We start from the raw sequence: 12,985 nt of genomic DNA, 5'->3' as shown, positions 1-12,985 counted from the left end.
CGGGGGCGATGGCAGCGGAACAGGGTCACCACAGTGGTGTGCCCGTGCCGGCGGCCCTGGCCGGCTGAGCTGTCTCGCCGTCCGTGCTGACGCGCACCGAGTTCTTTCGTGGGCTCGGGGACAGTAGGAGCCCCCGCTCGGCGACCGTCCTGGAACTGCTCTTCGACATCGTCTACGTCTTCGCGCTGGCCCGCCTCGCCGGGCGGATCGCGGACGACCTGACCATCGTCCGGCATGCGTTGCTGTCCGAGGCCGGTCAGACCGTCCTGTTCTTCACGGCGATGTGGATGATCTGGTCGCTCAACGCCCTGCTGGCGAGCACCTACGACCCCCGGCGCCCCGACCTGCAGGCCGTCCTGCTGGCGACGATGTTCGGCACGCTGGTGCTGGCGGTCACCCTGCCGCAGGCATTCGGCCAACGCGGCGTGATATTCGCCTGCACCTACGTCGTCATCCAGGTCGGTCGACCGCTCTTCACGTCGCTCGCCCTGCGGGGTCACGCGGGCCAGGCGTTCGCGCTCCGGGTGCTGACCTGGCACCTGGCGTCCAGCGTGCTCTGGATCAGCGGCGGCATCAGTGGTGGCCTCGGTCGGGGCATCTTCTGGACCCTCGCCCTCGCCATCGAGCTGATCGGCGCCGCCACCACCTACCCCCTGCCCCGGATGGGAAGGAGACAGCTCACCAGCTCGGGGGTCACCGTCTCGCAGGAGCATCTCGCCGAGCGGTACAACCAGTTCTTCATGATCGCCCTCGCCGAGGTGGTGCTCGAAGCCGGCGCCGCGGTCAGCTTCCCGGGCTTCACCACCGAGGGAACCATCACCCTCGTCGCCTCGTTCGTGGCGGTCGTCTCGTTCTGGCGGATCTACTTCTACCACGTCAGATCCGGCCATGCCTCGACCCCGAGCGGGGAGGGGATCCAACTGTCGCGGTGGGCGAGCTACAGCCTGCTGTTGATCGTCGGTGGCATCATCTGCACCGCCGTCGGCTTCGGACAGGTCATCGAGGATCCGCACCCGCCGATCGACTGGGCTCTGGTGGCCATCATCTTCGGCGGCCCGGTGCTGTTCCTGATCGGGCGGAGCACCCTGGAGCGGGCCAACCGATCCGCCCCGCGGTGTCGGGCGCTGTACTTCGGCGTGGTGGCGCTCGTCCTGGCGGCCCCACCGATGGTGCTGCTCCCGCCGGTCGCCGTGGCGGCCGTCGCGGCGATCATCCTGGCCGGCATCACCGTGTACGACCAGCGTGCCCACAAGCGTGGGGCGGAAACCAACCCGACGCTGTGACGATCCGTTGCGTGCCGGCGACCCCGGCGCGTAAGGTCGTCGGGCACGCCGTCGAGCTGGAAGGAGGTCAGAACAATGTCCGATGTTCTGCGCCCCCTCCGCGCTCCGGCGTCCGCGCGGATCTGATCCGGGGCGCGCGCTTCCCGGAGGACCAACCCATGACTGATCTCGTCATCCGTCCGCTCGTCGCGGGCGAGGAAAACCTGTTCGACTCCATGCCTGATCCGCTGCCCCAACTGCGCCAGGTCGCGTACGCCGACGGGATCGCCGGCGGCGGCTACCGTCCCGAGCACACCTGGGTCGCCCTCCGTGCCGGCCGGGTGGTCGGTCGAGCGGCCTGGGTCCTCCCGCCACGTGCCATCGGTGCCCCATGGCTGGAACGGTTCGACCTGGACGCCGAGCCGGAGGTGGGCGCCGAGCTGCTGCGCGCCGCCCACGAGGCGCTGGGCGGTCCCGTGCTGTACTACGCCGCGCTGCCGGCGCACTGGCGGCGTCGACCCGAGGTGCTGGCAGTGGTCCGGGCACCCATGGAGGCCGCCCGGCTCGCCGGGCTGGTCGAGCGGGGGGAGCGGCTCCGCTGCTCCTGGACGGGCACCCCACTGCCGGCGTCCTCCGGGCGGTACGACTTCCGCGCGCCCGTCGACGCGGCGGAGATCAAAGCCCTGGTTGCCCGGATCGCCGAGCCGGACGTGCTGACCGGCGTCGAGAACGCACTAGCGGTCAGCGGTGTCGACCTGGCCACCGACCCGCTGGCCTGGCTGGGCGACGCCACCGAGGGGTGGCGCGTCGCGGTGGACGCCGGTAAACCGGTGGGCCTGGCCGGAACGGCCGGCGATGCCTGCTTCCCACTGCTCGCCTATCTCGGCCTGCTCGACGAGGCGGCCCGGCCCGAGCTGCTGGCCGAGGCGGTCCGGGTGCTGGCCGCCGGCGGTGCCCGCGAGGTCATCGCCGACGTGCAGTCGCACCGGGTGACCGTGCTGGCGGAGCTGGAGCGGACCGGCTTTCGGCAGTTGCGCTCCCGGGTCGTCTTCGCGCCCCCGAACAGCCAGGAATAGCTGACCGGGTGCGCCCGGTCACCCGGGTGCACCCCCTCAGCCGACGCCGAGCGCAGCCCCTGTCAGCATCTGACCATGCCGGAGATCATCGCGCTTCTCGTCGGCGGGTTGGCGCTCGTCGGGGCGGCGGTCGCCGGGCTCTACCTCTGGCCGGTGGGCCGCCGTGGGCTACGGGTCGCGCCGGCCCGACCGCTCGACTTCGACACCGCCACCCGGGCCGCCGCGGCCATCATCGCCGCCGAGGCGGCCGATCCGGCGGTGCGACCGGAGTCGCGCAGTCGCCTGCTGAGCCATGGCTCCCGTACCGGCCGGGCCGTGCTGCTGTTGCACGGGTACACCCTCGCGCCCGAGCAGTACGAAGGGCTGGCCGAGGAGTTCTTCGACAGCGGGTACAACGTCTGGGCTCCCCGGGCGCCCCAGCACGGGACCGTCGACCGGCGGGCCCACCACCGGGTCGAGGCCGGTGAGCTGACGACGTACGCCGCGCAGGGCTGGGCCGTCGCGGCGGCCCTGGGAGACGAGGTCGGTGTCGTGGGGATCTCCGGCGGCGCCGTGCTGGCCGCCTGGCTGGCCCAGGTGCCGGGCAACGTCGTACGGCATCTGCTGTTGCTGTCGCCGTTCTTCGGCCCGAATCCGCGACAGGCACCGGCCTACGCGGTGAGACCGCTCATCGTGCTGTACGGGCGCCGCGTTCTGCGGGATCGCGTCACGTCGCGCGGATACTCGCTCGCCGCCGTCACCCAGTACCTGACGATCGCCCGTAGCCTGCCGAAACCGCCCCGGCGGGTCGGTCTACGGTCCGCGGCGGTCGCGATCAGCCCGCTCGACGGCGTGGTGGACCTCAGGGCAGCGGTCGACGTGCCGCGCCGCATCGCCGACGCGAACGCGATACCGCTGCGGGTGTGCACCCTGCCGGCGGCGTTGGGCGTCGAACACAACACCCTCAACCTCGCCGCCCTCGGCGCCGACGGTGACGAGTGGCGTCGGCGGTACGTCGCCCTCTACGAGGGTGAGCCAGCGCCGACGAACGACGCCCCGACCCGTCGGTAACCCCGCCGCCCCGCCCCGCGCCCCGCCCCACCCCGCCGATCTTGCACTTTTGGTTGTCGACATGAGTGGGACGCCCCTTATGCCGGGACAGCAAGTGCAAGATCGCGGGCAGGGGGTTGGGGGCCGGCGGCGTGCTGCGCGCGAGGTTCTAGGCGGCGCTGTTGAAGACCGGTGGGGCGTAGCCGGCCGGCTTGTCGCCGATGCCGAGACCGGGGCTCACCACCCAGGACTGGTACTGCGGGGTGAACATCACGTAGGGCGCCCCGAGTTCCGGCGCGCTGGCCTCCTCGAGCCGGCGGCGGGCGTCGGCCGGGATCTCGAAGTCGAGCGCCTCGAAGTTGCTGCCGACCTGCTCGGCGCTGCTCGCCCCGATGATCACCGAGGCGACGGCGGGCTGGGTCGCGACCCAGTTGATCGCGACCTGGGCCATGCTGCGACCCAGGTCGGCGGCCACGCTCTCCAGTGCCTCGATGACCTGCCACTCGCTGGGGCTGACCTCGCGACCTCCGGCGTCGGGATTGGTCAGCCGACCGCTGCCGCTCAGACCGTCGCCGGTGCGCCGGTACTTGCCGCTGAGCAGGCCGCTGGCGATCGGGCTCCACGCGGTGAGCCCCATGCCCATGGTCTGGGCCATCGCCACATACTCCGCCTCGATGCCCCGGCTGACCAGGGAGTACGGGAGCTGCAGATTGATCATCGGGGCCAGCCCGTGCGCTTCGGCGTAGCTCTGCGCCCGGGCCGCGTACCAGGCCGGTACGTCGGAGAGACCGGCGTACCGGATCTTGCCGGCGCGCACCAGGTCGTCGAGGGTGTGCACGACCTCCTCGACCGGGGTGATCCGGTCCCAGGTGTGCAGCAGGTACAGGTCGATGTAGTCGGTGCCGAGCCGGCGCAGCGACGCCTCCACGGCCCGCATGATGTGCTTGCGGCCGTTGCCGCTGGCGTTCGGGTCGCTCGGGTCGACGGTGTTGGTGAACTTGCTGGTGAGCACGAGTCGTTCGCGGACGCCGGCCCGGTCGATCAAGCGGCCGAGGATCTTCTCGCTCTCGCCGGCGGTGTAGAAGTCCGCCGTGTCGATGAAGTTCCCGCCCGACTCCAGGTACTGCCGGAAGATCGGCTCGGCTTCCTCCTCGGTCTTGCCGTACGCGGCGTGGAACCCGTCGACGCCGAAGTTCATGGTGCCCAGCGCCAGCCGGCTCACCCGCAGACCGGACCGCCCGAGCAGGTAGTAGTGGTTCACGGTGGTGCCCTCCCGATCGTGGTGTCGGCCCGCTGCGGGCCGCGCGTTCCCGACCTTTGCTCGGCAAAAATGGACCTGCAAGTCCAGAAACCGAGATAGGTTGGACCCGCAGGTCCGAACCCAGGAGGTCGCATGACACGGGCGTTGACCCGCAAGGGCGAGGCGACCCGGGCGCGGATCGTCGCCGGCGCCGCCGCCGAGATCCGCGAGCGCGGCGTCGACGAGGTACGCCTCGAGGACGTGATGGCCCACACCGGCACCAGCAAGGGCCAGCTCTTCCACTACTTCCCCGACGGGAAGGAAGGGCTGCTGCTCGCGGTGGCCCAGCACGAGGCGGACCAGGTGCTCCTCGACCAGGAGCCGATGCTCAGCAACCTGACGTCCTGGCCGGCCTGGCTCGCCTGGCGCGACCGACTGATCGAGCGGTACCTCGCCCAGGGGGTGAAGTGCCCCCTCAACGGTCTGCTCGGCCAGACCGGCCGACGGGCGCCCGGCGCGCAGGCCATCGTGACCGGGCTCATGTGGCGCTGGCAGAAGGCGATCACCGAGGGGATCCGGCACATGCAGTCGACCGGCGACGTCGACCCGGACCTCGACGCCGACCGGGCCGCCGCGGCACTGCTCGCCGGCATCCAGGGCGGTGTGCTGCTGCTGCTCTCCACCGGAAAGATCGACCACCTCGAAGCCGTCCTCGACCTCACCATCGACTCGCTGCGCGCTGGTGCCCGCACTGGCGGGAGCTGAGCCGGGGCCAGCGACGCCGAGTTATCCTTGCGCCCGAGTTTTCGGAGATCGGAGCAGGCGTGGCAGGTGACGACGACATCTCCGGGTGAGCACCCGGACCGGCCGCCGACGGGCGCGTGATCGCGCCTCAGTCGCCGCGGCCACTGTCGTCATGTCCTGCTTCCGCCGGGGTGCCGGTGTGCGCCCCGGATAGTCGTTCTCCGAGGTTCCCCATGTCTGTTCGACCTGCTCTCATCGCCCATGACCTCGTGCGGGTCCGTGGCGACCGCCGGGTGCTCGACGGCGTCTCCCTGACCGCCACGCCCGGCCACCGGATCGGCCTGATCGGTGAGAACGGCACCGGCAAGACGACTCTGCTGCGGGTCCTGGCCGGCGTCGACCAACCCGACTCCGGCACCGTCACGCGCCCACCGGACGTCGGCTTCCTGCACCAGGAGTTGCCCTTCCGTCCATCCACCACCATCGCCGCGGTCCTCGACGACGCGCTGCGCGAGGCCCGCGCCGACCTCGCCGAACTGGACCGGATCGGCGTCGCGCTCGCCGACTCGCCGGAGGGCACCGAGCGGCACGACCGGCTGCTGGCCGCGTACGGCGAGGTGCTGGAACGGGCGCAGGACCGCGACGCCTGGGACGCCGACCGGCGTGCCCGCACCGTCCTCGACGGCCTCGGCCTCGGCGGGCTGCCCCACGACCGGATGGTAAGCGCGCTCTCCGGCGGGCAACGTGGCCGGCTCGCCCTCGCGGCGATGCTGGTCCGCCGGCCGAGCGCGCTGCTGCTCGACGAGCCCACCAACCACCTCGACGACGCGGCGGCGGCGTTCTGCGAGGACCAGCTTCGTGCCATGCCGGGGGTCGTCGTGGTGGCCAGTCACGACCGGGCCTTCCTGGACGCGGTCTGCACCGATCTCATCGACCTCGACCCGGCGGTCGACGGGCCGGTCCGCTTCGGCGGCGGCTACACCGCCTACCTGACGGCGAAGCGCGCCGAGGCGCAACGGTGGCGCCGGCGCTACGACGACGAGCAGGCGCTCCTCGCCGAGCTGCGCGAGGCCGCCGCCGTGACCGGGCACCAGGTCGCCCACGGCCGGGGCCCGCGCGACAGCGAGAAGATGGGGTACGGGCACACCGCCGGCCGCGTCCAGAACCAGATCTCCCGTCGCGTCCGCGACGCCGTCCGTCGACTGGAGACGATCGAGCGCGACCCCGTTCCGGTGCCGTCGGAGCCGTTGCGCTTCCACGCGCCGGCGCTCGCCGTCGGCGACAGCGACGGGGTCATCGTCACGGCGGACCGGCTGGAGGTTCGCGGCCGACTGCGGGTGGCGAACCTGGAGCTCAGGTCCCGCGACCGGCTGTTGGTGACCGGCCCCAACGGCACGGGCAAGTCGACTCTGCTCGCCGTGCTCGCCGGCCACCTGGCCGGTGCCGGAACGCTCTGGCGACGACCGGAGCTGCGGATCGGCCTGCTCGCCCAGGACACCGTCTTCGCGGATGCGCGGCGCACGGCCCGGCAGGTCTTCGACGCGGCCGTCGGCGTGCAGCGGGCCGCTGTCGTACCGCTGTCGTCCCTCGGGCTGCTCGCCCCGGCGGACCTCGGCCGCCCGGTGGCCGACCTGTCGGTGGGGCAGCGCCGTCGGCTCGCCCTGGCGGTGCTCGTCGCCGATCCGCCGGAGCTGCTCCTGCTCGACGAGCCCACCAACCACCTCTCGCCGACGCTCTGCGACGAGCTGGAGGACGCCCTGGGCACCGGCCCGGGTGCCATCGTCGTGGCCAGCCACGACCGCAGACTCCGCTCCCGCTGGCCAGCCCGAGAGCTGCCCCTGACGTTGCCTCGCCCTTAGGTCGGTGATCAAGAGGTTGGCGTCACGCCACGCCGGGCGGGATGACGAAAACCTCTTGATCAACGGCGGTCCGGTCTGCTGGTACGGGGGTTGGAAACGTTTTCGTAACGGGGGGTTGACCTCTCTGGCGCCTGCGGAGCAGACTCCCCGGAAACGTTTACAGCTATCGGGTGGAGGTGCCGGACGTGGGTCGTAAACGTTTACAGGAACCGGCGGACGGCCGGCCCACGGTGCACACCGTCGCCGCCCGCGCCGGCGTCTCCATCGCATCCGCCTCGCGGGTGCTCAACGGCGTCGGCGGCAGCCCCGAGACGATCCGCAAGGTTCGCGAGGCGGCGGCCGAGGTGGGCTACGTGCCCAACGCGATCGCCAGGTCGTTGCAGTCCCAGCGCACCGGCCTGATCGCACTCGCGGTGGAGGACATCGGCAACCCGGTCTACGTGGAGATGATGCGGGCCATCGAGGCAGTGGTCGCGTCCTCCGGGCGGCAACTGCTGGTGCACGCCACCGGCGGGCGGATCGACAACGAGACCGCCCTGCTGCGACGACTGGCCAACCGCTACGTGGACGGCATGATCGTCTCGCCGATCCGGGTCACCGACGATCACCTCACCGCGCTGGTGGACAGTCCGGTGCCGGTGGTGGTCGTCGGCCAACTCGGCGCGGACGCTCCGATCGACAACGTGCGTACCGACTCGCGGCACGGCGTGGCGCTGGCCGTGGACCATCTCGTCGCCACCGGCCGACGGCGGATCGGCTTCGTCAACGGCCCGCTCGACACCGTTCCGGGTGCCGCCCGCGACGCCGGGTTCCGGGCCGCCCTGGCCCGACACGGCATCGGGCTCGACGACGAGCTGATCGAGGTCGGTGACTTCCAGTACGCGGCCGGCCGCGCCGCCACCGAGCGACTGCTCGCCCGCGCCGACCCGGACGCCCTGGTCTGCGCCAACGACCTCATCGCGGTCGGCGCACTGCACGCCCTGCTGGTCGCCGGTCGCCGGGTGCCGCAGGACGTCGCCCTGGTCGGCATGGACGACACCGAACTAGCCCGGATGATGTTTCCCCAGCTCTCCAGCGTCTCGCTCGGCTCGGCCGAGCGTGGTCGCCGAGCCGCCGAACTGCTCCTGCAACGCATCGCCGACGCGACTCTGCCCCCGCGGCGCGAGCAGGTGCCGCCAAGTCTCGTCGTTCGCGCGTCCAGCGCCGCGACCCTGCCGGTCCCTCGACCCGCCACCGGGCCGGCCGGCCCACCGACCACCCACCCGTCCAGCGAAGGGGTGACCGCATGACCACCCTGGCCGAGCGGCCGGACGTCGAGCGGGCCGAGCCGGCCCGCCGGCCGAACCGGTTCCGCTCCGACCGCACCACCATCTACCTTCTGTTGCTGCCGTCGCTGCTGCCGATCCTGGTGCTGTCGGTGTTCCCGCTGCTGCGGGGCATCTACCTCGGCTTCACCGACGCCCGCGCCGGTCGCAACGTCGAGGTCAGCTTCACCGGCCTTGCCAACTACCGCGAACTCCTCGGCGACGAGCTGTTCTGGAGCTCGTTCAAGATCGGCCTGCTCTGGGCGGTCGGGGTGACGGTGTTGCAGTTCCTGCTCGCCCTCGGGCTGGCGCTGCTGCTCAACCAGCAACTGCGGTTCCGCGGTGTGGCGCGGGTGCTGGCCGTCGTGCCGTGGGCGATGCCGCCGGTCGTGGTCGGCATCCTGTGGAAGCTCGTCTACCACCCCGACGCCGGCCTGATCAACGAGTTCTTCCACCGCATCGGCGCCGACGGACTGCGGACGAACTGGCTGGGCGACTTCAGCACCGCCCTGCCCGCGGTGATCATCGTCGGGGTCTGGGCTGGTATGCCGCAGACCACAGTCGTCCTGCTCGCCGGTCTGCAGGGCGTGGGTCGCGAGCTGCACGAGGCGGCGGCGGTGGACGGGGCGAGCACCTGGCACCGGTTCCGGCACGTCACGTTGCCCGCGCTGGCGCCGGTGATCGTGGCGATCACCTCGCTGGACTTCATCTGGAACTTCAACTCGTTCGGCCTGGTCTACGTGCTCACCGCCGGTGGACCGGGCGGCAAGACGATGCTGCCGATGCTGTTCGCGTACGAGGAGGCGTTCCGCTACGGCAACTACGGCTACGCGGCGGCGCTCGGCAACGTCATGGTCGTGATCATCATCGCGCTGCTCGCTGTCTATCTCCGTCGCCGGCTCAGGGAGGCGAACTGACATGTTCGGAAAACCGAGCCGCACCAGCCGGACGCTGCAGTACCTGGCGCTCGCCGGTTACCTGATCTTCCTCGGGTTCCCGCTGGTCTGGCTGCTCTCCACGGCGTTCAAACCGCCGCGCGAACTGGTACGCCTGCACCCGACGTTGATCCCGGACAACCCGACACTGCAGAACTTCGTGCAGGCCTTCACCGAGCAGGAGCTGGGTCGGGCGGCGCTCAACAGCCTCCAGGTCTCCCTCGCCTCGGCGGTGCTGACCGTCCTGGTCGCCATGCCGGCGTCGTACGCCCTCGCCCGGTTCCGCTCCAAGCTCGGCACCGCCGCACTGGGCTGGGTGCTGCTGTCCCAGCTCTTCCCGTTCGTGCTGCTGATCATCCCGATCTTCCTGGTGCTGCGGCAGGTCGGCCTGGCCAACACGCACGCCGGGCTGGTGCTGATCTACGTGGTCTGGGCGCTGCCGTTCGCACTGTGGATGCTGCAGGGCTTCGTCCGCAACATCCCGAGGGAGCTTGAGGAGGCCGCATCGGTCGACGGCGCGACCCGGGTGCAGATCCTGCGGCGGGTGGTCTTTCCGCTGCTCGCCCCGGGCCTGGTCGCGACCGCGCTGTTCTCCTTCATCTCGGCCTGGAACGAGTTCTTCTTCGCACTGGTGCTGATCAAGACTCCGGAGCTGGCCACCCTGCCGGTGGCGCTGGCCCGGTTCGTCGGCATCGAGGGCACCGCCCGGCTGGGACCCCTGGCCGCCGGCTCACTGCTGGCCACGCTGCCCAGCCTGATCTTCTTCGCGTTCATGCAGCGCCGGCTCTCGTCCGGGTCGCTCGCGGGCGCGGTCAAGGGCTGAACCGTCCCCCCAACCACCACCACCAAGGAGGTAACCCCCCATGCTCCGTACCCGATTCCGTCGACTCGCGGCGGCCGCCGCGGTCACGGTCATCGGCCTCGGCGCGCTCACCGCGTGCGGTGCCGGCGGCGACGACGAGGCCACCGACGGCCCGGCCAAGCTGCGCTTCCTCAGCCTCGCCTGGCAGAAGGAGTCGCTGCAGGTCAACAAGGATCTGGTCGCCAAGTGGAACGCCGAGCACCCGGACATCCAGGTCGAGTACGTCCAGGGTGACTGGAACTCGGTGCACGACCAGCTGCTCACCTCGTTCGAGGGCGGCGACGCGCCGGACATCGTGCACTACGAGGCGTCCTCCATCGGCGAGTTCAGCAAGCAGGGCTACCTGGCCGACCTCTCCGACCTGGTCTCGGGCGACCTGAAGGGCCAGATCGACGAGGGCATCTGGGACACCGTCACCGTCGACGGCAAGGTCACCGGTGTGCCGTTCCTGCTGGAGTCGCAGGTCGTCATCGCCAACAAGAAGCTGCTCGACGCCGCCGGTGTCGCGGTGCCGCCGGCCGACGGCGGCTGGACCTGGGACGAGTTCCAGGCCAACGCGCAGAAGCTCACCAAGCCCGGTCAGTACGGCGCGGCCTGGGCGCTGAAGTCGCCGACCAACCGGGTGCTGAACCTGGCACTCAACTACGACGGCAAGTTCTTCTACGGCGACGGTGGCCGCGCCGAGGTCAAGGTCGGCGACGCGGAGAAGGAGATCCCGAAGCGGATCCACGACATGATCTACACCGCCAAGTCCGCCTCCCCGGAGGCGCTCGGCATGAGCGGCGCGGACACCCTGCCCGGCTTCTTCGGCGGCAAGTACGCGATGCTGCCCGGCTCGGTGTCGCTGCGCCAGCAGATGGTCGAGCAGGCGCCGGCCGGCTTCGAGTGGGTCACACTGCCCCCGATCAAGGGGCTCTCCACCAAGCAGGCCGCCAACCCGCAGACGCTGTCGATCTCCGAGGACAGCAAGCACAAGAAGCAGGCCGCGCAGTTCCTGGAGTACTTCCTGAACCCGACCAACATGGCAGCCCTGGCCAAGGGCGACTGGTTGGTGCCGACCGGCAAGCAGGCCAACGAGGAACTGGTCAAGCTCACCGCCGGCAAGCAGGGCTGGGACGTCGCCGCGGACAGCGCCACGGACCTGACCGTCGCCCCGTTCCAGCAGGCCGACGGCTACCCGGAGTGGAAGACCAAGTACGCCACCCCGGCCCTCCAGCAGTACTTCGCCAACAAGATCACCCTCGATCAGCTCGGCACGCAGCTGGTCGACGGTGGCAAGCAGGTTCTGAGGTAACGACATGTCACTCTTGCTCGACACATCGGTCGGTTGCCTGGTCGGCGCCGCTGTCGGAGACGCCCTGGGCGGCGCCACCGAGACGGCGCTGCCCGAGCAGATCCGTACTCGCTTCGGCGGCTGGGTCGAGGGCATCGTGCCCCCGTACCACGCCGACTGGGCCACCGCGCGACCCCTCGCGCCGTACCACAAGGGCGACGGGCACATCACCGACGACACGTTGATGACCCACGCCCTGGTCCGCGCGTACGCGGCCAAACGGGACCACCTCGACGCGTACGACGTGGTGGAGCTGCTGGTTCCCGACCTGATCGAGCGGGTGGTGTACATCCCCGACCTGGAGCGCGACGGGGTGACCTTCCACCGGCTCGCGGCCGCCGAGCGGTGGCTGGTCACCCGTCTGCACCACGCCCACGCGGACCCGCGCGAGGCCGGGGTCGGCAACATCGTCAACTGTGGCGCGGCCATGTACATGGCCCCGGTCGGCATCGTGAACGCGGGCGACCCGGCCGGGGCGTACGCCGAGGCGGTGGAGATCGCCGGCGCGCACCAGCACAGCTACGGGCGGGAGGCCGCCGCCGTGTTCGCGGCAGCGGTCGCGGCGGCCGCGACGCCCGGCGCGGGCGTCGAGGACGTCGTCGCGGCGGCGTTGGACCTGGCCCGCGACGGCACCCGCGCGGCAATCGACGCGGTGGTCAAGGAGGCCCGCGGCCACCACGACTGGAAGCAGGCCATCCCGGCGCTGCGGGCCGCGGTCGCCCCCTACGACACGGTGGGGGAGGAGTACCGCAGCCCCGGCCTCGGCGCGCGGCGGCCCAGTCGCCTGCACGCCATCGAGGAGCTGCCGGTGGCGCTCGGCATGCTCGTGGTGGCCGGCGGCGATTTCCGGGCCGCGGTGCTCGGCTCGGTCAACTACGGCCGGGACGCCGACTCCACAGCCACCATGGCCGCCGCCATCGCCGGGGCGCTCGGTGGCGCCGACGCGGTGCCGGCGGAGTGGTCCGAAGTGGTCGCCACCGCCTCCAGGACCGACCTGGTGGAGCCGGCCCGGGTCCTGGCGACGGTGGCCGGCGAGGTCTTCGAGCGCGACCAGGCCCGGTTCGCCCGCCGGGCGGAACGGTTCGCCGGGCTGGCCGCCGGTGCCACCCGGGGGGTTGGGGGCGAGACCCGGTGAGGATCACCTGGGTTCAGCCCGAGGACCTGCTGCCGCACGAGCTGGCGGCCAGCCGGGACGAGGGCCGCGACGTCACATCGATCGCCCAGCGGTGGACGGCGGCCGGCGGGGACCTGACCCCACCGGGCCGCGGGGCGTCGGTGACCCCGGCGTCGCGGGAGCTGCGGGCCCGCGCCACGGAGCTGCGGGACGCCGCCGCGGCGTTG

11 protein-coding genes and 1 pseudogene are annotated in these 12,985 nt (G+C 71.4%); 11 read left to right on the top strand and 1 reads right to left on the bottom strand.

Annotated elements, in window-relative coordinates:
* Positions 1 to 83: 83 nt before the first annotated feature.
* The 3 genes from KBX08_RS21855 to KBX08_RS21845 all read left to right on the top strand — a co-directional run bounded on the left by KBX08_RS21855 (position 84) and on the right by KBX08_RS21845 (position 3,388).
* Complete coding sequence (locus tag KBX08_RS21855) at positions 84 to 1,283, top strand: low temperature requirement protein A (protein WP_210785284.1); 1,200 nt, start codon at positions 84 to 86, stop codon at positions 1,281 to 1,283.
* A 158-nt stretch (positions 1,284 to 1,441) separates the two neighbouring features.
* Entirely contained in the window at positions 1,442 to 2,338 is an 897-nt protein-coding gene (locus KBX08_RS21850) for an acetyltransferase (RefSeq protein WP_210785283.1), read from the top strand.
* A gap of 75 nt (positions 2,339 to 2,413) precedes the next feature.
* Positions 2,414 to 3,388, top strand: coding sequence for a carboxylesterase (locus KBX08_RS21845; protein WP_210785282.1), 975 nt, complete (start codon positions 2,414 to 2,416; stop codon positions 3,386 to 3,388).
* 148 nt (positions 3,389 to 3,536) lie between these two features.
* Here KBX08_RS21845 and KBX08_RS21840 read toward each other — a convergent pair whose 3' ends face one another.
* On the bottom strand, positions 3,537 to 4,628 hold the full coding sequence (locus KBX08_RS21840; protein ID WP_210785281.1) for an aldo/keto reductase: 1,092 nt from the start codon (positions 4,626 to 4,628) through the stop codon (positions 3,537 to 3,539).
* A gap of 132 nt (positions 4,629 to 4,760) precedes the next feature.
* Here KBX08_RS21840 and KBX08_RS21835 point away from each other — a divergent pair, with 132 nt between their 5' ends.
* From KBX08_RS21835 to KBX08_RS21800, 8 genes and pseudogenes are all read left to right on the top strand, one after another.
* A complete protein-coding gene (locus KBX08_RS21835) occupies positions 4,761 to 5,372 on the top strand; it encodes a TetR/AcrR family transcriptional regulator (RefSeq protein WP_210785280.1) in 612 nt (203 codons plus the stop codon).
* Positions 5,373 to 5,584: 212 nt separating this feature from the next.
* The gene (locus tag KBX08_RS21830) at positions 5,585 to 7,210 is read left to right on the top strand and encodes an ABC-F family ATP-binding cassette domain-containing protein (RefSeq protein ID WP_210785279.1); all 1,626 of its coding nucleotides are present in this window, start codon (positions 5,585 to 5,587) and stop codon (positions 7,208 to 7,210) included.
* A 185-nt stretch (positions 7,211 to 7,395) separates the two neighbouring features.
* Complete coding sequence (locus KBX08_RS21825; protein WP_238690009.1) at positions 7,396 to 8,499, top strand: LacI family DNA-binding transcriptional regulator; 1,104 nt, start codon at positions 7,396 to 7,398, stop codon at positions 8,497 to 8,499.
* Complete coding sequence (locus tag KBX08_RS21820; RefSeq protein WP_210785278.1) at positions 8,496 to 9,431, top strand: carbohydrate ABC transporter permease; 936 nt, start codon at positions 8,496 to 8,498, stop codon at positions 9,429 to 9,431. Before KBX08_RS21825 ends, KBX08_RS21820 begins: the two co-directional genes overlap by 4 nt.
* A gap of 1 nt (position 9,432) precedes the next feature.
* Positions 9,433 to 10,272 carry a carbohydrate ABC transporter permease gene (locus tag KBX08_RS21815; RefSeq protein WP_210785277.1) on the top strand — a complete coding sequence of 280 codons (840 nt, stop codon included), beginning with the start codon at positions 9,433 to 9,435 and terminating at the stop codon, positions 10,270 to 10,272.
* A 40-nt stretch (positions 10,273 to 10,312) separates the two neighbouring features.
* Positions 10,313 to 11,605: a sugar ABC transporter substrate-binding protein gene (locus KBX08_RS21810; protein WP_210785276.1), complete on the top strand. Its 1,293-nt coding sequence runs from the start codon at positions 10,313 to 10,315 to the stop codon at positions 11,603 to 11,605.
* 4 nt (positions 11,606 to 11,609) lie between these two features.
* Entirely contained in the window at positions 11,610 to 12,779 is a 1,170-nt protein-coding gene (locus tag KBX08_RS21805; RefSeq protein ID WP_210785275.1) for an ADP-ribosylglycohydrolase family protein, read from the top strand.
* Positions 12,776 to 12,985 (top strand): annotated as a pseudogene (locus KBX08_RS21800) (ADP-ribosylglycohydrolase family protein); the annotation flags it as partial. The gene KBX08_RS21805 and the pseudogene KBX08_RS21800, both read left to right, overlap by 4 nt.

This window comes from Micromonospora sp. H61, from assembly GCF_018070325.1.
Lineage (GTDB): Bacteria > Actinomycetota > Actinomycetes > Mycobacteriales > Micromonosporaceae > Micromonospora > Micromonospora salmantinae.
Note: the sequence above shows the minus strand (reverse complement) of the source record. Positions and strands in the feature narration are given on the sequence as shown.